17 protein-coding genes are annotated in these 22,425 nt (G+C 48.8%); 3 read left to right on the top strand and 14 right to left on the bottom strand.

Features of this window, described 5'->3' with window-relative positions; all coding sequences use genetic code 11:
- Positions 1 to 94: 94 nt before the first annotated feature.
- The 4 genes from C5O19_RS03710 to C5O19_RS03695 form a co-directional block, all read right to left on the bottom strand.
- Complete coding sequence (locus C5O19_RS03710; protein ID WP_104709955.1) at positions 95 to 1,732, bottom strand: M20/M25/M40 family metallo-hydrolase; 1,638 nt, start codon at positions 1,730 to 1,732, stop codon at positions 95 to 97.
- A 92-nt stretch (positions 1,733 to 1,824) separates the two neighbouring features.
- Positions 1,825 to 2,163 carry a DUF805 domain-containing protein gene (locus tag C5O19_RS03705; RefSeq protein ID WP_104713861.1) on the bottom strand — a complete coding sequence of 113 codons (339 nt, stop codon included), beginning with the start codon at positions 2,161 to 2,163 and terminating at the stop codon, positions 1,825 to 1,827.
- Positions 2,164 to 2,506: 343 nt separating this feature from the next.
- A complete protein-coding gene (locus C5O19_RS03700; RefSeq protein ID WP_165795928.1) occupies positions 2,507 to 5,980 on the bottom strand; it encodes a zinc-dependent metalloprotease in 3,474 nt (1,157 codons plus the stop codon).
- A 485-nt stretch (positions 5,981 to 6,465) separates the two neighbouring features.
- The gene (locus C5O19_RS03695) at positions 6,466 to 7,275 is read right to left on the bottom strand and encodes a glycogen/starch synthase (RefSeq protein WP_094809146.1); all 810 of its coding nucleotides are present in this window, start codon (positions 7,273 to 7,275) and stop codon (positions 6,466 to 6,468) included.
- A gap of 211 nt (positions 7,276 to 7,486) precedes the next feature.
- Between C5O19_RS03695 and panC the strand changes: the two genes are divergently transcribed.
- Entirely contained in the window at positions 7,487 to 8,326 is an 840-nt protein-coding gene (gene panC, locus C5O19_RS03690) for a pantoate--beta-alanine ligase (RefSeq protein ID WP_104709953.1), read from the top strand.
- Between the two features lie 88 nt (positions 8,327 to 8,414).
- On the opposite strand, the gene C5O19_RS03685 is transcribed toward panC, so the two are convergent.
- The 5 genes from C5O19_RS03685 to C5O19_RS03665 all read right to left on the bottom strand — a co-directional run bounded on the left by C5O19_RS03685 (position 8,415) and on the right by C5O19_RS03665 (position 16,230).
- Positions 8,415 to 9,875 carry a SusD/RagB family nutrient-binding outer membrane lipoprotein gene (locus tag C5O19_RS03685; protein WP_104709952.1) on the bottom strand — a complete coding sequence of 487 codons (1,461 nt, stop codon included), beginning with the start codon at positions 9,873 to 9,875 and terminating at the stop codon, positions 8,415 to 8,417.
- An 11-nt stretch (positions 9,876 to 9,886) separates the two neighbouring features.
- On the bottom strand, positions 9,887 to 12,964 hold the full coding sequence (locus C5O19_RS03680) for a SusC/RagA family TonB-linked outer membrane protein (protein ID WP_104713859.1): 3,078 nt from the start codon (positions 12,962 to 12,964) through the stop codon (positions 9,887 to 9,889).
- Between the two features lie 716 nt (positions 12,965 to 13,680).
- On the bottom strand, positions 13,681 to 14,916 hold the full coding sequence (locus C5O19_RS03675; protein WP_104709951.1) for an MFS transporter: 1,236 nt from the start codon (positions 14,914 to 14,916) through the stop codon (positions 13,681 to 13,683).
- The gene (locus tag C5O19_RS03670) at positions 14,910 to 15,281 is read right to left on the bottom strand and encodes a DMT family protein (RefSeq protein ID WP_094809134.1); all 372 of its coding nucleotides are present in this window, start codon (positions 15,279 to 15,281) and stop codon (positions 14,910 to 14,912) included. The genes C5O19_RS03675 and C5O19_RS03670 overlap by 7 nt, the downstream gene beginning before the upstream one ends.
- Before the next feature lie 241 nt (positions 15,282 to 15,522).
- Complete coding sequence (locus tag C5O19_RS03665) at positions 15,523 to 16,230, bottom strand: ATP-binding cassette domain-containing protein (RefSeq protein ID WP_104709950.1); 708 nt, start codon at positions 16,228 to 16,230, stop codon at positions 15,523 to 15,525.
- Between the two features lie 297 nt (positions 16,231 to 16,527).
- Between C5O19_RS03665 and C5O19_RS03655 the strand changes: the two genes are divergently transcribed.
- A complete protein-coding gene (locus tag C5O19_RS03655) occupies positions 16,528 to 18,123 on the top strand; it encodes an amino acid permease (protein WP_104709949.1) in 1,596 nt (531 codons plus the stop codon).
- Between the two features lie 11 nt (positions 18,124 to 18,134).
- On the top strand, positions 18,135 to 18,578 hold the full coding sequence (locus C5O19_RS03650) for a Rid family detoxifying hydrolase (protein WP_104709948.1): 444 nt from the start codon (positions 18,135 to 18,137) through the stop codon (positions 18,576 to 18,578).
- 83 nt (positions 18,579 to 18,661) lie between these two features.
- On the opposite strand, the gene C5O19_RS25925 is transcribed toward C5O19_RS03650, so the two are convergent.
- The 5 genes from C5O19_RS25925 to panD form a co-directional block, all read right to left on the bottom strand.
- A complete protein-coding gene (locus tag C5O19_RS25925; RefSeq protein WP_165795927.1) occupies positions 18,662 to 18,814 on the bottom strand; it encodes a hypothetical protein in 153 nt (50 codons plus the stop codon).
- 173 nt (positions 18,815 to 18,987) lie between these two features.
- Entirely contained in the window at positions 18,988 to 19,674 is a 687-nt protein-coding gene (locus C5O19_RS03645) for a zinc metallopeptidase (RefSeq protein WP_104709947.1), read from the bottom strand.
- Between the two features lie 166 nt (positions 19,675 to 19,840).
- Positions 19,841 to 20,323: a D-glycero-beta-D-manno-heptose 1-phosphate adenylyltransferase gene (gene rfaE2, locus C5O19_RS03640; protein ID WP_094809140.1), complete on the bottom strand. Its 483-nt coding sequence runs from the start codon at positions 20,321 to 20,323 to the stop codon at positions 19,841 to 19,843.
- 85 nt (positions 20,324 to 20,408) lie between these two features.
- Positions 20,409 to 21,413: a lysylphosphatidylglycerol synthase transmembrane domain-containing protein gene (locus C5O19_RS03635; protein ID WP_104709946.1), complete on the bottom strand. Its 1,005-nt coding sequence runs from the start codon at positions 21,411 to 21,413 to the stop codon at positions 20,409 to 20,411.
- 113 nt (positions 21,414 to 21,526) lie between these two features.
- On the bottom strand, positions 21,527 to 21,877 hold the full coding sequence (gene panD, locus C5O19_RS03630) for an aspartate 1-decarboxylase (protein ID WP_104709945.1): 351 nt from the start codon (positions 21,875 to 21,877) through the stop codon (positions 21,527 to 21,529).
- Positions 21,878 to 22,425: the final 548 nt, after the last annotated feature.

Genomic DNA, 22,425 nt, shown 5'->3' with positions numbered 1-22,425 from the left:
CCGAACGCTCAAAGCTACGTACTTCGTATACAACAGAAGCGGATGGCAGGGCTTCTTTTCCTACCATCCGCTTCTGTATCAAGAGCAAAACTAACTACTGGGTTACTTCGAAGAAATCACCTTTGTTCCAGCTGGGTCGTACCGGATTCTGGGCAATTAGGTAGCTGATGAGGAAATTCACCTGCACGTATTTCCGTCCCGCCGACCATACGAAGGAATCGTTCAGGTTGTCGGAAACCTTGTGGTAATTCGCATCCCGCCAGCTTTTCACTTTTTCAGCCAGATTCAGGGCCGGATTTGCTTTCGCGTACCCGTACTTGATGTGCAGAGCCGGGATCCCCACTTTCACGAAATTGTACTGGTCACTTCGAACAAAGCGGCCTTCGCTCGGATCAGGATCGGGTTCAACCTGCAGGTTCACAGCTTTAGCGGCTTCTTCGACTACCTTCAGCAAACTACTGTGTTCGGCTCCCAGCGAGGCTATAGATTCCAGCGGAGCCAGCAGCGTGGGCATGTCTGTATTGATATCCGCTACGATCTGTCGTTTGGGAACGGTCGGAAAAGCGGTGAAATAGCCAGAGCCCAGTAAGCCCATTTCTTCGGCCGTCACCATCAGAAACAGCAGGGAACGTTTGGGTTTTTCTTTGAGATTGGCGTACGTACGGGCCATTTCCAGAGCACAGGCCACGCCGGAAGCATTATCGTGGGCTCCGTTGTAAATGGAATCACCGTTGACGGGCTTACCCGTACCCAGGTGATCCAGGTGAGCGGAATGAATGACGTATTCTTTCTTCAGTTTTGAATCGGAGCCTTCAATTTTCCCAATCACATTGTAACTCAGCATGTTGGTAAACGTGCTTTCGTAGTGACCACTGATTTTGCTTTTCAGGGGCTGACTTACGTACTCACCCCGCTCGAGTTTCAACCAGAGGGCATCCAGGGCAATACCTTCGGCCTGCATCAGTTGTTGCAGGGCTTGTACCGACAGGCCCCCAGCGACCTGAATTTTTCCACCCAGAGCCGCCGCTGAACTCACGCGTTCGCCCGATTTGGATACGGAAGCATTGATCCCGTTCAGGCTATAATTGGTAGCGGAAGATCGGAACAGAATGGGACTGGTCGTGTAATTACAAACCAGTACGCCGATCGCTCCGTGCTTGGCCGCGAAGGTCTGAGCCGTAGCCGGATACCCCAGGTGAAGTTTCACGTTAGCGGGTACATTTTCGGGAATTTTCCGTAGTACCACCACGATTTTACCCTTCACATTCACATTCCGGTAATCGTCAAAATTGATCTGTGGTGTATCAAAACCGGCTCCAACGAATACCAGTGGAGCATTGAAATCAACGGTAGTTTTTTCGGGATGAGGCGTGAAGACGAAGTCTACTCCCCAAGTCAGAGACTTTTGCTCGCCCGAAGGCAAAATCAGCTTCAGGGAGGCCGTCTCGGGTTTGATTTTGGAATTTCGCAGGTATACTTCCTGCAGGTAACCACCTTTTTCGCCAGCGGGCTGTAAGCCCATTTTCTTATACTGTTCTACGATATAATCGGCGGCCATTTTGTACCCCGGTGCACCCGCCTTCCGGCCCAGCAACTTGTCATCGGCCAGGTAGGCCACGTGGGCTTTGATGCGATTGGAATCAATGGTATTAATTTCGGTCAGAATCGATTGTGGAATCTGAGCCGAGGCGGTTAGGGAAACGAGAAACAGCCCAAGGAATTTTTTAATCATGCCTGCTAAAGTGCTCAAGTGGAAATCGTGCGATGAAGCGAATAGGCAAGATACAAACATTAGCTTCAGCAATGGCTCCTCATTCGGGGGTATTAAGATAAAATCTGTTCATGCTTCGGGTCCTCACCGTAGGCGTTGGGCCCGGGATCGCCTTCGGCAAAGAGCATCCACAGGCCATAGAACGGAATGAGCTGAAACCAGCCACTGTTTCCCCGGTCGTGGCATCGCTTCGCCCCCTGAGCAAACCAGAACCAGGCAATGGGCAGGACGATTATCAGCCACATTACACCCTTCAGGGTCATTAAATCATACAGAGACATTTTTCCAAATAGGGCATTCAGTCCCATCGTTACGAGCCAGTGGAACAGTACGGTTAGGCCATACTCCAGGCGGCGAATACGCCCTTCGAAAGAAAACGGATGTTTGAACATGACAATAGGTTGATTGATAAGAGGTTGAACGAAACTACGAAATTCATGGATGTATGAAAACATCGGTTTGGATGAAGAGTAATTTAATCATCTTACTGTCGTTTTCTGGCTTGTTTCAGGTAATAGTTTAGTAGGAAATATTTTGTCCTGCTAAAACAGCTGGTCTTCCAGTCTCTATGCACTTCATGGAATCAATTGACGTAGTAAGGTCAGCCGTGAACTATTCAGAAACAAGTAGCCACTTTACATAAGGACCTTGATTCAGTCTGCTCAAGACCAATACGATCCAACTTCAGCCCTGCCCGTCATACTAACGAACAGGGCTGAAGTTGGATCGTGTGGATTAGGGATTAACGATGAGTTTATACATTAAATGCTCGTCCGCTGTTGTAATACGAACCAGGTACAGGCCCGCCGGTAGGGATCGAACGGTCAGGCGGCCCTGGTAAGCCTCATTCAGATACGTTAAAGGCTGTTCGGCGGTCACGGCTTTCCCCAGCGAATTGTACAGCACGTAGGTGGGTGTACGCAGAGCAGGTTTTAGTTGTACCTGCAACAACACTTCATCCCGAGCCGGGTTGGGTGCCAGGGTTACGGATGTAGTCGCACGGGGTTCTACCGAAGTAATGATCAGTTGGAAGGCATTAGACGTCTGTACCGACTGGCAACTGGCATCCGGATTGTACGCCAGCACCCGGTACTCACCCGGACGGGTAACCCGGATTTTCTGCTGCGTTTCATTACTCAGCGTATCGTTACCCAGTAGCCATACATTCCGATACGGGCTGGAGGATACCAATGTAAGACTGTTTTCCGCCGTAATGGTGGGCTTTTCAGGATTAACGCAGAAGGTCTGGCTCAGCTCCGGAGCGGCGAGGTGTTTATCATCGCCCGGCTGGCTGGCTACTACAGTTACTTTTCCGTAATCCGTAAAACTCAGCGTTGCCCCAGCAACCGTAGCCGGACCACTAACAACCCGATACTGGATGGGCAACTGCGTGTTACTGAGCGTCGGCAGGCTGTAGGTTCCCTTGCCGAACGCAAGCGAAGCGACCGTTTCCCACGCAATAAGCTGCCGGGCTTTCTGTACGGTAAACGTCCGTGTGATGGGCTGGGCCGTTTCATGGTTGGCATCCCCCGCCTGTAGAGCCGTTATTTTCACTTCACCAATCCCCGTTAGTTGTAAACGATTACCTTCCAGCAGCTGGGCGGGGCCTTTCACCTGGTACTGAACCGGTAAGGTGGCGTTACTTTGGGCCTGTAACGCAAAGGGGGTACTGGAATAGTCTCGCGTTCCCAGCTCCGGGAACGTCAAGACCAGCTGTCGTTTCACAATAGTAAACTCGCGACTCACCTCCGGGGCTGCTTCGTGATTGGCGTCACCGGGTTGGTTGAGCGTAATCCGAGCCACGCCCGCACCGGTAATTCGGACTTTCGTCCCGGTAAGAACTACGGGTCCCGTACTACTGATTTGCAACCCTAAGCCGGAGTTAATTCGAGCGGAAAGATCGAAATCCACATCCCCGTACGTACGATTGGCTAGTTCGTCAAGCGAAATCTGCTGTTTGAGTTTATGCACGGTAAACGTTTGGGTAACCGATGGAGCTGGATAATAGCTATCATTACCACTCTGAGCAATGGTAACCGTTACCGTACCCGCTCCGGTAATCTTAAGCGAACCATCGGCTACCGAGGCGGGCCCCGTCACCGTAATGGCTACGGGCAAGCCCGAGCTGGCTGAGGCCCCGACCATAATATCGCCATCCCCGTAGGTACGATCGGCTATGGGTTGCATACGAACCGTCTGATTGCCTTTGGCTACGGTAAATCGCTGGCTTACGGAAGCGGCCGTGGGTAGGTAATTTTCGTTACCGGGCTGACTGGCAGTGATCGTCACCTGACCCGCTCCTTTCAGTTTTACCGTCGTACCCACTACTTCGGCGGGGCCGCTAACGGTCAGTACCGCCGGTAATCCCGAAGACGTTCGTACCTCCAGCTGAAAATCAGGATCGCCAATGGTTTTATCCGGAATGGCCGCCAGCGAAAGGGTTTGTTCGGCTTTGGCAATGCTGAGTTTTTGCAGGACCTCTGGGGCGGCGTTGTAGTTCTCGTTGCCCGGCTGTTTGGCCAGGATCGTCGCTTCCCCCGCTCCGGTCAGGGTGACCTGATTACCCGAAATCTGTACCGGTCCGCTTTTTTCAAACGTTACGGGTAAACCCGTGGAAGCACGAGCCGACAGCGTAAAAGGAGCATCCCCGTAGGTTTTCGAACTAATTGCGTCAAACTGTATACTCTGATTAGCTTTGGCTACCGTAATGTATTGCCGGGCTTCGGCAGACATATAGTTTGCATTTCCCTGCTGATACGCACTGATCAGAATTTGGCCGGCTCCAGTGATCGTCACGCGGTTGCCCGATAGGGTGGCAGGACCTGCCACTGCATACACTATAGGCAGACCGGAACTCGCCGTAGCTGTAATTTCAAAAGGTGGATCACCAAAGGTTTTAGGGGTAATCGTACTCAGGTCGACTTGTTGCACTGCTTTCGATACCTGCATGGAATAAGTGGTCCAATAGGGTTCCCATTCCTCATTGCCTTTTTGAGCAATTTCAATATTAATCCAACTGGGTCCTTTTATCTTCAATAGTCCCTGTTCACTGAGTTCTGCATTCCCCGCAAGCAAGCGATACGTGACGGGTAAACCCGAACTGGCCCGTACTTTCAACTGAAACGAAAGGTTTTCCCGATAAACCTGATCACCAGGAAGATAGTCAACGTACAACTCTTGTGGTTTTCCGGGCGTGTATTTGGCGACGTTTGAATAATAGGGTGAGGATAAAGGTCTTATTCGAAAGAAGTTCTCTTTCCCAAGATCTATAGGGTATTGTGCCTCTGAAGAGTTTAAAATAGTGGGGCTAATTTGCCAAGGACCCTTTTCACTATCGGCATACTCAACCAGAAAACCTAGGTTATCTTCCGTTTGCTGCGTCTCGAAAACGAGGGCCAAATTGGTTGCATCAGCCCGTTGAAGTTTTAGATTATAAGCAGAGCCTTTGGGACTGGCTGAAAGATTGTATTGATCATCACCGTACCCCGGGTTGTTCATTCGAAACCAATAGCCATTATACGCCCGATCAAACTGCCCCGCTGAAAAATGATCGGTCTGACAGCCATACGAATGCCAGTAACTCATCAGGTTTTTCGTATCGGGCTTATATAACATACCTTTCGCATCCACAGGAGTACCCGTATACACGCAATTACTGATTGATATGCCGGCTACACCTGTTATATCGGCGGGCGTATCACAAACCATATCTCCGGCCGTTGCACAGTTGGAACCATCCACTAATTCGTTCCCACCTACGGCGTCAAAAGTGTGATAAAGATTCAGGTAATGGCCTATTTCGTGGGGCAATAAGTTATCCTGATATTTATAACTATTTTCATTTAAAACAATCAGGTTTGAGCCTTGACCGATGGAAGATGGATAATAAGCGTATCCTGCGTAACCGACATAAATACCATTTCTCATAGAAGATATGATGACGTTAGCCGCATTTTTTTCCAGTTGATTCACGTACGTGAGTGGATCAACCTCTCCTTCATGATAGGCCGTGTTTGCAAGTATTTTTACAGAAGTAATGTAAAAGCTGATATTACTGCCCCGGTAAAATTTTTCCAGCCAGTACATGTTTTGAGCGATGTAGTGCTTTTCATCGGCATTCACCGCCCGGCCAGCTTCAGCCGATGGTCGGAGAATGGTAAAGGCAAGGGGTATCGTAACGGGCGTAGTAGCTACTCTTCCACCAGCCATTTTGGAACGTTTGATCCACTCTCTAAATTCAGTATTGTTTTTAGGAGCAGGTGTTCCGCAGCTCAACGGTACGGTTTGTGCCTGCGAGAAAAGACTGATGAAGAGGAAAAACCAGACTAAAGTAAATCCCTGAGTACGTCTTTTAATAGTGAAAAAATGTAGACGTATAAAGTTATCTAAAGGGATACGGGTAGGTAAAGGTAAAATCATTTCAATGGAGGTAAAATGGACAATTTTAAAGGGGGGGGGGGGCAAAGATACACTTCCATTTTGTTGCTTAACACTACCTTTTATCAATACTTTCAACTGCCCAAAAGGACCGTAAACACATCCTTCTAATTGCTAATTCATTGCACAGAAAAATGCCTGTCTTTACGTATCACTTTACTTCATAAAAAGTTATCATTTCCTGCGAAGAAGACACAAAAAAAGCCGCCTGTCTTACGACGGGCGGCTAGCCTGTTTTAGGAGATCATCCCTTCTTCCTAACTCATTAACTCCGTGTAAAGGGAGTAAAATTTATCGGACATTTCTTCCTGTTCTTCGGGTAATTCTACCTTCTTATCAGGAATGTCATTCAGAATTTGATTAACGCTTTCGCTGTAATCTTCCTCCGCTTTTACGACGACATCGGCGTACTGAGCACCAATTTTAATAAAGCCATCGTAATCGAGCGAGCTCAGGCTGGATAACATGTCATCTTCGATGTCCATGGCTTTCACCTTGTCGAGCAGCTCTTCAGTAAATTTGTAACTAAAGGGGTTGTTGTAGACTGAAAATACCGACTTCGTGTCCTTAAACATGGGATCATTGCGGTAGGTCGTTTTCAGATACAGCGGAATCAAAGCCGTCATCCAGTCGTTACAGTGAACGATATCGGGAGACCAGCCTAATTTTCGAACGGTTTCAATCACGCCTTTGCAAAAGAAAATGGCCCGTTCGTCGTTATCATCGTAGAATTTCTCGTCTTTATCGAAGAATACTGATTTCCGGTGGAAATAGTCTTCGTTGTCAATAAAGTAGACCTGCAGTTTGGCACTTGGAACGGAAGCCACTTTAATAACCAGCGGCTTTTCGTCGTCCCCGACTGAAATATTGATTCCGGAAAGGCGGACGACTTCATGAAGGCGATTTTTGCGTTCGTTAATCAGTCCAAACCGGGGAACCAGTATCCGGATTTCCATGCCCCGCTCTTGCATCGCCTGGGGAAGTTTTCGCACGTATTCGGCAACGTCTGTGATTTGAAGAAAGGGATTGATCTCACTGGCAACGTACAAAATCCGGAGTTTACTCATGGGGCTTCAAGAGTTTACGAAATGGGTAAGGATATTCCAAATTCGCTTGCAAAAATATAAAAAAAATGGCTAAAATCCATGAATTAATTTCAGAAAAACTATACTTGCAAGTTTTTAGCTTCCTGAACTTTTTACCCTTTCGACTTAGTTTACCGCTTTACTAACGCTGATTACCAGTACTTCATACACGCTTTTCTTTCTGAACTATCCCATGCAGCTGATTTTTACCCAGGCTGAATTACGAACCTACCTGACCCGCTCCACGGAATCCATTGGCTTTGTTCCGACGATGGGGGCTTTACACGAAGGACACCTGCAGTTGATCCGCCGGGCCCGGCAGGAGAATGCGGTAGTGGTTTGCAGTATTTTCGTCAATCCGATTCAATTTAATAACGCCGACGACCTAGCCCGTTACCCGCGTACGCTCGAACAGGACTGTGCCCTGCTGGAAGCCGCTGGTTGTGATGTGGTATTTGCTCCCTCCGCGGTAGAAATGTACCCCAGTCAACCCGTGCTGACCTTTGATTTCGGTACCCTCGAACGCGTGCTGGAAGGAGCCTTCCGACCAGGTCATTTCAATGGCGTGGGTATCGTGGTTTCCAAACTTTTTCACCTAGTACAACCCACGCGGGCGTATTTCGGACAGAAAGATTTGCAACAGTGTCTGATTGTCCGGCGATTGATTCAGGATCTGAGTTTTCCGATTGAGCTGGTGATCGCCCCTACTGTACGCGAAACGGATGGACTGGCCATGTCATCGCGGAACCGTAACCTGACTTCTGACGAACGGACCCTGGCTCCTTTTATCCAGGCGGAGCTTCAACGGGCGAAAACGGCCCTGGAGCAAGGTACACCACCTGCCGAAGTGAAAGCTCAGGTACGCGAAGCCTTCGCGGCCCAGCCCGCTTTCCAACTGGAATACTTTGAAATTGCGGATATTGAAACCCTCCTTCCTCTGGAAGATCATCAGCCGGAACAACCCGCAGCTCTGTGTATTGCGGTGCATTTGGGTAAGGTTCGACTCATCGATAATCTTTTATTAAATACCTAAACAAAAAGCCCGACCAGCTGGTCGGGCTTTTTGTTACCATCCTCTATTCAGGTTTTCTCTCCCAGTACTCACCTGAATGATTCCTATACTATTTAGCAAACCATAACTTCAGTTTTTTGTCGTTCTGGCCGCCCTGACGTTTCAGAGCTTCGCTGAAATTGGTATAGTTGAGCGATTCTTCCGAACCCGGGTAAGGCAACCGCGTGGGTATGACACCACCATTCGTATTCAGCGTCGGAGGCGTCAGCACGGGAATACCCGTCCGGCGATATTCCGTCCAGGCTTCCACGCCCTGCCCGTACAGAGCAATCCATTTCTGCTCAATCAGTTGGGTATAACCCGCCGTACCACTTTTGAAGGCATTCGCCGTCAGATACGCATCCGATGCCGTGAGGCCATACTGAGCGTGCGAAGCTTTAATGGCATCCGTATAGAGGGTAGCCGCTTCGCCAGCCCAGGTAATGCCCTTATACGCAAATTCGGCTTTAATAAACAGCAATTCAGCATAGGTCATGATTACGCCTGGAGCCGTAGCCGATACGAAGTAATCCCCCACTTTCGACGTTTTTGACAAACCCAGAGCGTTGGCATCCGATGCCGAAAGCCCGTTGGGTACGCCCTTGTAATCACCCCCATCGGCGGGCAGATTAGCGTATACTTTCAGTCGGGCATCTTCCATCCCTTTCAGTTTATTCACCAACGTCGCACTCACCCGGTGGTCATCCCGCGTTTTGCGGTTTTCGTTCACGGGATTATTACTCGGAGCCGCATTCAGGTACACCAATTGCACGTTATCGGCATTGGAAGTCAGTACCGGATATTTCGTCGGATCTTTCAGAATACGTTCGATTTCGGCTTTCACATCAATCGGAGCATCCGCTTTTGCCAGCATTCGGTTTAATATACGCAGGCTTTGCGAGTTGGCGAATTTCTTCCATTTGGTCAGATCGCCATTGAACAGGATATCCCCCGCAATCGCTTTGCTTTTATCCGTGGTATTGATAAGTTCCGCAGCCGTTTTCAGTTCCGCTATCAGACCAGCGTAGACGTCTTTCTGAGCATCATACTTAGGTTGTAATGTCCCTTCCATGCCTTTGATGGCGTCTGAATACGGAATATCTCCGTACACATCCGTAAGCAGGGTAAATACCCAGCTCCGCAGAATGGTGGCGACGGCCTGATAATTCGTATTTCCCGTCTCCTGGCTAATCTTGTAAATACGCTGGTAATCGGCCAGAGCTTCAATATAGAAATTACTCCAGCCCGCGTTCGCAACGTCATTGGAAGTGGTATACTGATCGACATCGGTATACTGAATCCGAGCCCAATGCTGCGGGACCAGGTTTCCTACGTCCATGCCTAGCGAACCACCCCAGTAAGCATCGACGGCCGTCTGGATACCATGCGGCATGAAAAGTTCTGCCGAAGCCGTGGTCGGGTTGTTCGGGTTGGTATTCATTTGGTCGAACTCACCCGTACAGGCGGATAAGCCAACCAGTACAAACGCCAATGCGGCCTTATATCGGAATGAATGAAAAATGCGTATCATGTCAGAAACTGTTACAGATTTAAGCTGATGTTGAAACCAACGGAACGGGTGGTCGGAATCTGTCCGTTTTCAATCCCCTGCAGGTTACCGTCGTTGTAATAGCTCGTTTCGGGATCGATGTGCGGGATGTTGCTATGCAGCAGAGCCAGGTTCCGGCCTACTGCTGAAATCGTGATGTCACGGAAGGGCAGACGCTTGAATACTTTTCCGGGGAAGACGTAGGTCAGGCGTACCTCGCGAAGCTTCACGTAACTACCATCAAAAATGGTTTCTTCGTTGTTGGTCAGCAGGTAGTACTTGTGGTGCCATTCTTCCGACGAAATGTTTTTCGTATTCGGTACGTATTCCGGATTAGCCGCTGTACCAACGTTGACTACCCCTTGTCCCACAATACCCGTTTCCCGACCTACCGTGGTTTCCTTCAACACGCCCGTGTAGCGACCAATATTGATGGTTTGCGAGAAAATGTCTCCGCCCTGCTTCATATCGATGAGCGTCGTCAGCGACAGGTTTTTGTAGGTGAAGGTATTTTGCAGACCGCCGATCCACTTGGGTGTGAAGTTACCCAACACACGACGTACCGGATTAATCACGGGATACCCACTCTGGTCGTATACGATTTGTCCGTCCGGGGCCCGTTGAAAACCTTGTCCAAAGAAGGTTCCGTAGGGTTGTCCGACCCGAGCTTCGATGCCCATGCCGCGAACCGTTCCGAGCGTGTAGGTCGTCAGTCCCTGAGCCAACTCAACGACTTTGTTCTGGTTGCGGGCCCAGTTCAGGGCAATGTCCCACTTGAAGCTGTTGGTTTTCACCGCTGTACCTGTCAGTTGAATTTCGATACCCCGGTTTTGCAAACGACCTGCGTTCAGCAGTTTAGAAGAGAAACCCGTCGCATTGGATACATCCACTTTCAGAATTTGGTTGAACGACTGCTTATCGTAGTACGTCAGGTCCAGTCCAATCCGGTTTTGGAAGAATTTAAGTTCCGTACCGATTTCGTACGAGCTGGTCAACTCCGGCTTTAATTCCGGATTCAGCAGGCCGTTGCTTTCTTTCAGAGAAGCCAGACTACCCCAGGCATTCGCGTACTCGTAGGTTTGCATCAGGTTATAAGGGTCCGTATCGTTACCTACCCGGGCAATACCGCCCCGAATTTTAGCAAACGACAGGAAGGAAGACTGTACATTGAACATATCCGTCAGTACGGCACTTACGGCCGCCGAAGGATAGAAGTACGAACGGTTGCTGCTAGGCAACGCACTCGACCAGTCGTTACGAGCCGTCAGGTCAATGAAGAGATAATTCCGGAAGCCAATGTTCGCCGAAGCGTACAGGCTATTCACCACCTTCTGACTGTATGAGTTTTCCGTTACCGGACGCAGTCGGGAGTTACCCATGTTCCACACCCGGGGAATGGCCAATTCCGCCGCTGACATGTAATCCCGCTGATAGAAATTCTTCCGGTGGTTGCCCCCGATATTAGCCGTCAGGTCAAACTCACCGAATTTATGCGTAGCGTTTAACAGGAAATCCGAGTTGGATTCCCGCACGAAGATTTGCTCTTCATTGTAGCCATCAAACAGGTTTGAGGTACGGGCCGCATTTTTCGTTTTGCGACGGTCGGCGTAGTAATCCGTTCCCGTACGAGCCATCAAAGACAGCCAGTCGGTAAGTTTGTACGTAGCCGAAATGTTTCCGTACAGACGATCTTTTTCGTTTTCCCGCTTGCTATTGGCTAACTGGTAATAGGGGTTCGTCCAGTAATTGTAATTCCAGTTATTCTGGTAAATACTACCCGGAGCCGTGTAATTCTTCAGGTTTTCCATATCCACCTGACGACCAAACCAGATAAAGTACAGCCCCCAGTTCGTACGGTTATCGCTACCGTCTTTCACGTAATTACCCGTGGCCCGGATGTTCAGTTTCGGCGTTAAGTTCCAACCGGCATTTAACGAAACCGTCTGACGTTTATAGTTCGTGAAAGGCAGAATACCTGACTGATTCAGATCGGTAAGCGACAGACGAAAATCGCCTTTGTCGCTGCCACCGGTTACGGAAACGTTATTCGTATACGTTTTACCGGTTCGGAAGAATTGGTTGACGTTATCTGGATGAGCTACCCAGGGTGTTGCTGTACGCACGCCATTCACTACGGGCGAATCAAACTGCTCGATCAGGCGACCGTCTAGTCTGGGGCCCCAGCTTTCATCCACGCCATCGTTCACGCCCGCTCCGCGACCATCCACAAATTTGAATAAGCCTTTAGCCCCCTGACCGTATTCGTTTTGCCATTCAGGCTGACGGAAGGGCGTATCGAACGTCGTATTGGAATTCACCGAAACGCCAATTCCTTTGGATCCCCGACCACTCTTTAACGTGATCAGTACCACGCCGTTCGCTCCACGCGAACCATACAAAGCCGCTGCGGAGGGGCCTTTCAGTACACTCATGCTTTCAATATCGTCGGGGTTGAGCGAACCGGCACCGTTCCCGTAATCCACGCCCGTTCCCGAACCATAGTTGCTATTGTCGATAGGTACTCCATCCACTACAAACAGAGGCTGGTTGTTACTACCAATGGAGTTAGCTCCGCGAATCAGCATCCGTGAGGAAGCTCCCGGTGCTCCGTTGGAGTTGGTTACCTGTACGCCGGCAATTTTACCCGACAGGGCATTCACCAGGTTGGTCTCCCGAGCCTGTGTTAGTTGTTTACCCCCGATTTCCTGTACCGAATATCCCAGGGCTTTCTTTTCTCGCGTAATGCCCAAGGCCGTTACCACGACTTCGCTCAGGCTACTGGCGTTCATTTGTAGCTGGATGTTCAGCGTACTTTCATCCCCCAGCACTACTTCCTTACTCGTAAAACCCACATAACTGAATACCAGCGTATTGCCCGAAGATACAGCCAGCTGGTACGCTCCGTCGGCATTGGTGGTAGCACCCTTGGCGGTGCCCTTGATCGAAATCGATACCCCTGGCAACGGCTGCCCATCTTCCGAAGAAGTAATCACGCCCGTCAGCTGCCGATCCTGAGCGGTTGCCCAGAGACTACTCAACAGCAATAGCAAAATAGATAAACGTTTGTTCATGAGATGTGTACGCGTTTTGTGAATGAAATACAGTCCCATCCCACCTGACAGCCAGGCCGGAAAAGCAGCTACGGATTCGAGCAGAGCTTAGCTCAGGGGAGTGTTAGAGCGTGAAGAAAGAGCATTCATGTTTGGTTAAGATTAATGGGAAGAAGCCAATTTTTGTAGAATCTGGGATCAATATTACAAAAACCTATACAATATTCAAATATTATTTCGATTTTCTATCAATTACCTATTTTTCATTACGAAATACAAGCATTAACCAATACTATATTCTATGTAATCCAACTATACCAATACATAGTTTTAAAATTAATAATTAACATTTATAACTACAAAAATCATAATTCAAGATAAAATAAAACAATAAATGAAATTATAAACACTTAATATCGTCAATAATTCAATATATCAACTTGATAGACAATAAAATCATTTCTCTAAATTCAGTTTAATAGGAAGGATTCACACAGACTGGCGTAGTCCATTCTTCTGAGTGTGGGAACTTAAAAAGGGATGGCCTGCCGAGGAAAGTTGAGAACAGACTCTTGTCAACTGGGTGAAGAAGTTAAGCGTAGAAAGTCGCCTGCCTCAGCAGAGCCGTATCAAAAGAAATGAAGTCTGACAAAGAGAGAAGAGCCCTACCAATCAAGAGTGTTGGGAAGAAAAAACAACTGCCCAGGCCTGATGAGTCCCCGAGCAGTTGTTCAAAATTATTGTGCTGACGCTTCCGCCGCTTTTGTTTCGGGGACGCCCCACCACACCAGCAGCAAAGCGACTAACGCAATACTGGCCAAAACCAGAAATACCGTTTGGAAATTACTACGCTGGAGCAGAAAGCCCGCAAACGCATTACTCAGCGAAGCCCCTAATCCAACGGCCGTGGCAATAGCTCCCTGCGTGGTATTGAACAATCCGGTACCCTTCGTTAAATCCGATACAATCAGGATCGATAAAACCCCGAAAATACCAGCTCCTATTCCGTCTAGTACCTGAATGCATACCAATAAAATCTCGTCGTTGGTTAGCGTATATAGTACCCCACGAATGGGCAAAACCAGGAAGGCGACCAACAAAATACGTTTACGACCCTTGGAAGCATGTTTTCCAACCCAGGCACTGACAGGTATCATGACAATCTGAGCGACAACGATACAGGCCGACATATAGACGGAGGCTTCGCCCGCCTGGGCTTTTAGCGAGAGCCGTTGCCCTAACAGGGGTAGCATGGCCGCATTCGCAAAATGAAACAGGACACAAGCTAAAGCAAAGAGTAATAGAGAAGGCCTACGTAGCAGCGACCGCCAGGGACTTTCATCCGTTTTGTGATCACTCTCCCCACTGCCACGAGCCAGTTCGTGGTTGATTTCCCCGTCTTTGATTTGCCAGATGCTGATGCTACTGAGCAGAGACATGACGGCAAGCAGGACGAAAATGCCTTTACTACTGAGAAAATGGCCAATGAGTCCCGCCAGTAAGGCAGCGATTACATTCCCGGCGTGATTAAAGGTTTCATTACGACCAATGCGGGCATCGAGTGCCTGATGTCCGACTAAGCCCAGCGTAATGGCTGCCACCGCAGGGCCGAACCAGGCTGCCGAAATACCCATTAGTGCCTGACCTGCCATAATCACCGGATACGTTGGAACCGTAATGGTGAGTAAGGCGGCTACTGCCATTAACAGGGAAGCCAGCACCGTAAATAACTTTTTACGCGTGGTACGATCCACCAGTATTCCGGCGGGCGTCTGCATAACAACGGTTGTGATTCCCATGACGGACATAGCAATACCAATGTCCTGGGGTTGCCACCGTAGCGTCACCATCAAATAAATGGCTAAATAAGGCCCCATCCCATCGCGAACGTCGGCCAGCAGAAAATTCGCTTTGTCCAGTGCGGATAGACTTTGTCGGGAAGGCTGCGGTACCACAGAAGAAGTGCTTACCATTTCTTGAAAATGAAAAACACCGCAATGATCAGGAAGACAAATCCGACGGCGTGGTTCCAGGCCAGGTGATCGGTTTTAAACAGGTAAACGGTCATGAGCGTAAAGACCGTCAGCGATACTACTTCCTGGATAATCTTGAGCTGAAAGAGCGTAAACGGCCCTCCCGTTTCCTCGGAGCCGATCCGATTGGCGGGCACCTGGAAGACGTATTCGAAAAAGGCGAGTCCCCAACTCAGGGCAATGACGCCGAATAGCGAAAGTTTGGCCAGTTGGGGCCATTGTTTGACCTGCAAGTGTCCGTACCAGGCCAATGTCATAAAAGCGTTTGAAACTACGAGTAAAGCAACACAAGCTAATCCTTTCATGGTTCAAGTTTTGAGTTTGTAGTACAAACTATCTTCTCAGGATCTTGGCTTACCGAAGGAAGGATTTTAATTCGTTTTTAAGACCAATTAAGCTCGATAGCTCGAACCCAATCCACTGACTACCAATCACATACACATTATTGCTAAAATCTCTTGAACCGAGTGCGTAGAGTACGAACCAGGTTCAGGAGATTGCTTTGTAAGGGTATACGATTGAAGACCGGAAGGTCTAAGTCCTACGCTAGGCCGTCAGTTCACGGAACAGGGTTTCCAGTGATTTGCCCGATTGCCGAAAGGATTCTATGGATTCATCCGCCACCAGCTTACCCCGCTTCAGGATGATGGCCCGGTCGCAGATGGCTTCGACTTCCTGCATGATGTGGGTAGAAAACAGTACCGTTTTCTCCCTACCGATATTTTTGATAACTGACCGGATTTCAGCCAGCTGGTTAGGGTCCAGACCCGTGGTGGGCTCGTCGAGAATCAATACCTGAGGATTGTGTACCAGGGCCTGAGCCAGTCCAACGCGTTGCCGGTACCCTTTCGACAATTGTCCGATGCGTTTGTGTTGTTCCAGCCCCAGCCCTACCTGCTCAATGACTTCGTTCACCCGTCGGCTGAGCGTTTCACCTTTTAGTCCGTACAACGCTCCCATTGAACGCAGAAACTCTTTCACGTACAGATCCAAATACAGGGGATTGTGTTCCGGCAGGTAGCCCAGATGTTGCCGAACTTCCATTGAATGCTGCGTGACGTCGTAGCCAGCGACTTCGACCGTACCGCTGGAAGGCCGTAGGTACCCCGTAGCAATTTTCATGGTCGTGGATTTCCCCGCCCCGTTAGGTCCGAGAAAACCGACAATTTCTCCCGGCTTTACTTCAAAACTAATCTGATCTACCGCTTTCTGCGGCCCGTATATTTTGGAAAGCTCCTTGACAACTATGGACACGTTTCGGTACGAAAAAGGTGATTGAAAACTTTAGGCAAAGGTAGAGTTTCACCGGCAAATGTACATGCCTGCTGGCCCGCTCCCTTTAAACGTATAGCTTGGCTCAGGTGGTATATCTACTGATTTCCTGCCGCTTGAATCTTGTCAACTTCCGATGATTCCCTATTTTTACCTGATTATTCACTTCATCCGGGCATATTTTTACTTTTCTTTGAAAGAATACGTTCATTTCGCGACTTCTTTTTCCCGAGATCAGCAGAGTGCCCCTAATTACGTTCACGAAACACCATTGCATCCGTGGCCAACGACTCCTTTTTTCGTAAGAAATCCATTCAACAAGTACTAAACACTGACGCTACCGGTGAGTCGCATGGCTTATCGAAAGTGTTGGGTGTTCGCGATTTAACCTCTCTGGGGATTGCGGCCATCATTGGAGCCGGTATTTTCAGTACCATTGGTCGGGCCAGTTTTGATGGCGGTCCTGCCGTATCCTTACTTTTTGTTTTCACCGCCATTGCCTGCGTATTTACGGCGTTGAGTTACGCTCAGTTTGCTTCGACCGTACCCGTTTCGGGCAGTGCGTATACGTACGCGTACGTATCCTTCGGCGAATTATTTGCCTGGATTATCGGCTGGGCCCTGATCCTAGAATACGCCGTTTCCAACATGGTAGTAGCTATTTCCTGGTCGGAATATTTTTCTTCTATGCTGGCGGGTTTTGGGCTTCATCTACCCGGGTGGCTCACCGTCGATCCCTCCTCCGCCAGCGAAGCGGTTCGGGCCTCGGCTCCTTCCATTGGCGGAATCAAGCTCATCTGTGACTTACCGGCAGGACTTATCACGGTACTGGTAACGGCTCTGGTATACATCGGAATCAAGGAGTCCAAAAACGTCAGTAACATGCTGGTGGCTTTAAAGCTGGCCGTTATTCTGCTGGTGATTGTTGCCGGCGTATTTTACGTAAAACCCGAAAACTGGTCGCCCTTTGCCCCCAACGGCGTAAGTGGTGTATTGAGTGGCGTAGCCGCGGTATTCTTCGCGTTCATCGGTTTCGACTCGATCTCTACAACTGCTGAAGAATGTAAAAATCCCCAGCAGGACATGCCCAAGGCCATGATTTACTGCCTGATTATCTGTACCGTGCTTTACGTGCTGATTACCTTGATTCTGACGGGTATGGTTCATTACAAGGAATTGAACGTGGATGATCCGCTGGCGTATGTCTTTCACAAAGTAGGGTTTGATTTTGTGGCAGGGGTGATTTCGGTCTCGGCCGTCATCGCCATTACGAGTGCCCTGCTGGTGTATCAGCTCGGTCAGCCCCGTATCTGGATGACCATGAGCCGCGACGGTTTACTCTGGCCCAAGTTTTCGAAAGTACATCCGAAGTATCACACGCCTTCGTTTGCGACGATCGTTACGGGCGTAGTGGTCGCGATTCCTTCCATGTTCTTTGACATGGGTTTTTTCGTAGACTTAACCAGCGTAGGCACCTTCTTTGCCTTTATTCTGGTCTGCTGTGGGGTGCTGTACCTCGATTACCAGGGACTGACGAAATATTCTAAATTCCGGGTTCCGTACATCAATGGCCAATTTGTAGTAGGCATCGGCTTTGTTATCGCGATTGCTTTCGCCATTTATTCCAATCACTTTGTACTGGCCATGGAAGAAAAGCCGCTATTGTTTGTGTTCTGGATTGTATGGGCCATTCTATCGGTACTAAGTTACCGCCTCAAATTTTCTTTGCTCCCGGTTTTAGGAATCCTTACGAATCTCTATCTGATGACGGAACTGGGTTTCTGGAACTGGGGAGCTTTTGTGGCTTGGCTACTGATTGGACTCGTCATATACTTCAGCTACGGACGTAAACACTCCAAACTGGCTAAAGCCTAAATTCAATTGTTATGGTACTACGTCTCCTTACGCTCTCGTTGATACTGGTAGCTTCTACCGTTGCGTTTGCCCAGAAAAAAGTCCATCAAACGGATGCTGCCCCCGCTCCCATTGGTCCGTATAGTCAGGCCGTGGAAGCCAACGGTTTGGTTTTCGTTGCGGGGCAGGTCGGTATTAATCCGGATACGAAAAAACTGGTTGCGGGAGGCGTAGATGGGGAAGTTCCCCAAATCATGCAAAATATTCAGCAAATCCTCAAAGCGGCTGGGCTGAGTTGGTCGGATGTAGTCAACACTACTATCTACGTGAAAGACCTAGCGAACTTTCAGAAAATCAATACGCTGTACGCCAAATATTTTGAGAAGGATTTTCCGGCCCGTACCACTGTGGGCGTGGCAGATTTACCCGGAGGAGCTAGTGTAGAGATTGCCGTCATTGCCGCTCGCCGCCAATAAACTCATCCTTACGAAAGCAAAAAGGCCGGAATTGATCCGGCCTTTTTGCGTATACATTTCAATAAGCTCTTTACTAGAGCCATTTATCCGTTTAAAAGTTTCCAATCGTTAAAGAATTTGTCTCCTGACACGCTCAGGGGTAACGTCGTTTTGCGAACGGCGTTGGTTGAGCGGCTGGGTTTCCAAATTAAACCGAGCTTTACTAAAAGGCGACGGGTAGCGAAGGAATAATTCATGGCTTTTACGGTATTAAATGGTTCTCTATCTATCAAGGAACGTCGGCCCTTTTTAAATCGTGCCTTAATCGTTCAAAAATACCGTGCCAAAGGCCCTGATCTTTGAAATTCATATAAAAAAAGCCTGACTTTTTGAAAAAGTCAGGCTAAGTATTTGGTTTAGCTATAAAAAACTAGTCGCTTCTACGGCCACCCATCAATAAGCTTACGTAGTACAGCAACGTAGCCAACGAACCAAGGGCAGCAACTACGTACGTACGAGCAGCCCATTTCAAAGCATCGGATGCCATTTCGTGTTCCCGAGGCGTTGCTACGCCGGTTCTTTCAATCCAGGCCAGAGCCCGATTGGATGCATCGTACTCCACAGGCAGCGTGATAAAGCTGAAAAGCGTCGTCGCCGCAAATAGGGCCACCCCAATCGCCAGCGGAATGGGTGTAGTATTCAATAAAAGAATACCTCCCAGGATGATCCACTGCATCCAGCTTGACGCAATGCTCAGAAAAGGTACCATTGAACTCCGGAATTGCAGCCAGCTATAGGCCGTAGCGTGCTGTACGGCGTGTCCGCATTCGTGAGCAGCAACGGCAGCGGCGGCCACACTGCGGCCGTAGTACACATCATTACTGAGGTTTACGGTTTTATCCGCCGGGTTATAGTGGTCGGTAAGCTGACCTTCTACGGACAATACCCGTACGTCATAAATCCCGTTATCCCGCAACATTTTCTCAGCGATTTCTTTCCCGGAGAGGCCAACCGCCAGGCCTACCTGTGAGTATTCAGCAAATTTGCTACGTAATCGCCAGCTGACCAGCATGCTGATCACCATGAAGATTATACCAATTAAATATGCTCCTGCCATAGTTATAGTGGTTTATTAGACTAGGACGTATTTAAGTTTCAGGTTTGAGGGTTTGAGGGTTTAATGCTGTACAGCGTTCTATCGGTTTCAAAAGCTATTTAAACCTCAAATACAACTGGTTCAAACTTTAACCTATTTACTCAAACCTCATACTCTATTCAAACTTTCAAAAACTAGTCTTTATTTTCTCAATTAACGCTGAAGTTGAAAAACCTTGTACTAAGGGTACCGTTTTCACCTCGCCACCATTACCTAATACAAAATCCGAACCAACAATGGTTTCGACGGTGTAGTCATCCCCTTTGACCAAAATGTCAGGATTAATGGACTCAATCAGCTCTTTTGGCGTGGGTTCATCGAACAAAATGACAGTATCCACAAAGGCCAGCGAAGCCATCAAACGGGCCCGGGCGTATTCATTGACGACGGGGCGAAGCGGTCCTTTGATCCGGGATACTGAAGCATCCGTATTCAGGCCAAGTACTAGCCGATCGCCCAGATTACGGGCTTTTTCGAGGTAGTCGACATGACCTAAGTGTACAATATCAAAGCAGCCATTGGTAAAGACAATTCGCTGACCGCTGGTTTTCCATTCTACCAACTGAGGAATCGCTTCGGCGAGGGTTTTAATTTTTGAAGCTGTGTGCATGGGTTCTCGTCATGAATTGCGTAGGCGAAGCCTACAAATTTGGGCATCCGTGCATCAATGATGCGGACCACACGGGCGGTAAAACCTACGGTTGACTGACGACCGCCTTGCGACTGGGCCGACTGATCACAGAAATTACTAAGAAAACCAGGCCAATGGCCAGCGTGCTGAGCATTTGCGAGCTTTGAATGAAGGTGGCCAGTGTGCCACTATCGGCCTCGGGTAACTGATAAATGGAATGCAGGGCAAAGGCAACAAAGGCATTATACGACCCTACGCCACCGGGTGTCGGTAAAATCATGGCTAGTGCCCCAGTGGTCATAATGGTCAGAGCCACCAGCGGCGAGAGGTCCGCAAACTTGGGTATCGCAAAGAAAAGCACGTAGCCCATCACGTAGTACATGCCCCAGATCATCACCGTATAAAACAGAAACAGACCGGGTTGGCGTAATTTCCGAATACTCAGTAAACCCGCCAGTAGCCCCTGCCCCGCTTTCGCTAGCTTTTTTACGATAGCCAACTCAAGCAAACGTTCCCAGAGAAAGAAGACTGTCAATCCACCGACGATCAGCAGTCCCAGTACAATCCAGATTAGTACGGGTACCCCGCTTTCGGAGTCGGGTGTAGCTGAAGTAGACCGCTGGATAAAGGCCAGTAGTCGATCAAAGTCCAGCAATAAATTGATTCCCAAGAGGATAAATAAGGAAAGCACGTCGAAAATTCGCTCGGTAACGACCGTACCCAGGGATTTTTCGATGGGAATTTCATCGCTTTTGTACAAAGCACTGCAACGGGTTACTTCGCCCAATCGGGGTACGAGGTTGTTCGCAAAGTAGCCCAGCCAGACGGCGGTATTGGTTCGCAGAAACGACGGATGATAGCCCAGCGGTTCCAGTAAAATTCGCCAGCGGGCGGCCCGGCTTCCGTGAGCCACGAAGGTCAGCAGCATCATAACCCCCACCCAGCGAAAATCAGCCTGCGAGACATCAGCCCACAATTGTTCTGGATTGATGGTACCCGAGTGGATGGCGTACCAGGTCAGGCCCGCCGCCAGACCCAGAAAGACAAGATATTGTAATACGTTTTTCATGCGATGATTCGCTGTAAGCAGACCGGTTTCCGGCAAAAATAAAGGAGGTGACCCGTTTCCGAATCACCTCCCGGCAAAAACCATCATCTTCTACTACTAATCGGTGGTCCTTTTTATTTCACCAGATGATTATTGGCATCCGGAAAAACGACCATGGGCTTGTGATCTTTCGCCTCTTCGGGAGTCATCATGGCGTAAGCGATGATGATGATAATGTCCCCAACCTGAGCCCGGCGAGCCGCGGCTCCGTTTAGACAAATCGTCCCGCTTCCCCGTTCCCCCTTGATAACGTACGTTTCAAAACGCTCACCATTGTTATTATTGACAATCTGAACCTTCTCATTTTCAAGCAGGTTCGCTGCTTCCATCAAGTCCTCATCGATGGTAATACTACCTACGTAATTGAGCTCCGCCTGCGTTACCCGAACGCGGTGAAGCTTTGATTTCATAATAGTCAGGAACATCAGTGTGTATTGTTTCCAAATCCCCGAACGTGTAAGGGGCGGGCAAAGTTCGGGAAAGTTTCTTCAGAAATGACCATTCGGGTTAAGAAAAGGCGTTCTGAACGATTATTCAGAGCCCGCTTTTTCCAATGAATTTAAAGCTTTTACTAGCCTGCACCAACGATCCTACGGCAGAAAAGTAGTACGGCGATGTATCGGTACGCCTAAATTACTTTTTACCGAAGAATTTATTAGTTTTTGCACAAACGGTTGTTCATCCCGTAGCAAACGTTTGCACATGTTTTCAGGCCCAATTTCCGCCCTCCCAGTACCTGTGAGGCTCTTTACTTTCCATCTTTTGCGTTGTACTTTCATTCCAGATTCCAGCAGGAACACGCCGCACTTCCTCTTCTTATTTCACAAACGATACTCCTATGAACTGCTTTGGGGACATTCCTTTTTCGTCTGAACACTAATCCAATTCTCGAACGCCATCTCCGGAATCGGCCCTGACTTTCGGGCAGATCTGGCTCCATGACTCCTTTTGCTGGTGAATGTCCTGCATTCAC

It is taken from the genome of Siphonobacter curvatus (assembly GCF_002943425.1).
Classification (GTDB): domain Bacteria; phylum Bacteroidota; class Bacteroidia; order Cytophagales; family Spirosomataceae; genus Siphonobacter; species Siphonobacter curvatus.
This window is presented reverse-complemented; position numbering and strand designations above follow the sequence as displayed.

Coding starts and splice junctions, on each gene's coding strand:
- C5O19_RS03650 (WP_104709948.1), top strand. CDS start 18,135: ATGGTACTACGTCTCCTTACGCTCTCGTTGATACTGGTAGCTTCTACC.
- C5O19_RS03675 (WP_104709951.1), bottom strand. CDS start 14,916: ATGGTAAGCACTTCTTCTGTGGTACCGCAGCCTTCCCGACAAAGTCTA.
- C5O19_RS03670 (WP_094809134.1), bottom strand. CDS start 15,281: ATGAAAGGATTAGCTTGTGTTGCTTTACTCGTAGTTTCAAACGCTTTT.
- panD (WP_104709945.1), bottom strand. CDS start 21,877: ATGTTCCTGACTATTATGAAATCAAAGCTTCACCGCGTTCGGGTAACG.
- C5O19_RS03680 (WP_104713859.1), bottom strand. CDS start 12,964: ATGAACAAACGTTTATCTATTTTGCTATTGCTGTTGAGTAGTCTCTGG.
- rfaE2 (WP_094809140.1), bottom strand. CDS start 20,323: ATGCACACAGCTTCAAAAATTAAAACCCTCGCCGAAGCGATTCCTCAG.
- C5O19_RS03705 (WP_104713861.1), bottom strand. CDS start 2,163: ATGTTCAAACATCCGTTTTCTTTCGAAGGGCGTATTCGCCGCCTGGAG.
- C5O19_RS03695 (WP_094809146.1), bottom strand. CDS start 7,275: ATGAGTAAACTCCGGATTTTGTACGTTGCCAGTGAGATCAATCCCTTT.
- C5O19_RS25925 (WP_165795927.1), bottom strand. CDS start 18,814: ATGAATTATTCCTTCGCTACCCGTCGCCTTTTAGTAAAGCTCGGTTTA.
- C5O19_RS03635 (WP_104709946.1), bottom strand. CDS start 21,413: ATGAAAAACGTATTACAATATCTTGTCTTTCTGGGTCTGGCGGCGGGC.
- panC (WP_104709953.1), top strand. CDS start 7,487: ATGCAGCTGATTTTTACCCAGGCTGAATTACGAACCTACCTGACCCGC.
- C5O19_RS03700 (WP_165795928.1), bottom strand. CDS start 5,980: ATGGCTGGTGGAAGAGTAGCTACTACGCCCGTTACGATACCCCTTGCC.
- C5O19_RS03685 (WP_104709952.1), bottom strand. CDS start 9,875: ATGATACGCATTTTTCATTCATTCCGATATAAGGCCGCATTGGCGTTT.
- C5O19_RS03710 (WP_104709955.1), bottom strand. CDS start 1,732: ATGATTAAAAAATTCCTTGGGCTGTTTCTCGTTTCCCTAACCGCCTCG.
- C5O19_RS03645 (WP_104709947.1), bottom strand. CDS start 19,674: ATGGCAGGAGCATATTTAATTGGTATAATCTTCATGGTGATCAGCATG.